Here is a 421-nt window from a genome sequence, read left to right as displayed (position 1 = left end):
AGTTGATTGAACAACAAGGGATTGAAGAGTGGCGTTACCTTGAAAAACGTGCCGTTTTAGAATCCGCTTTCCGTTTTCAAGAGCCAGCAAGACCGCTCGATGTCGTTAGCCATTTGGTTATCAACATGCAGCACTATCAAGAGCAAGATGTGGTTTATGGTGACTATAAAATGTCGCATTTCGACGAAGATCTACAACGTTCACTGCTTTCTTACTTAACCGTCGACAATATGCGTGCGACCATTATTGCCAAAGGTTTTGAGTATGATAGAGAAGCAAAATGGTACTTTACGCCTTACTCAGTGACTCCTTTTACAGCTGAGCAAATTCAATGCTTCACCTGCATTAATCCCGGTTGGCAGTTTGAGCTCCCCGGTAAAAACCCGTTTATTTGCTACGACTTAGATCCAGCAGAACTTGA

At 43.0% G+C, this 421-nt stretch carries 1 pseudogene; it reads left to right on the top strand.

Annotated elements, in window-relative coordinates:
- Positions 1-421 (top strand): annotated as a pseudogene (locus tag BCT81_RS13685) (insulinase family protein); the annotation flags it as partial.

Source organism: Vibrio sp. 10N.261.52.A1 (assembly GCF_002876325.1).
Taxonomy (GTDB): Bacteria; Pseudomonadota; Gammaproteobacteria; order Enterobacterales; family Vibrionaceae; genus Vibrio; species Vibrio chagasii.
Note: the sequence above shows the minus strand (reverse complement) of the source record. Positions and strands in the feature narration are given on the sequence as shown.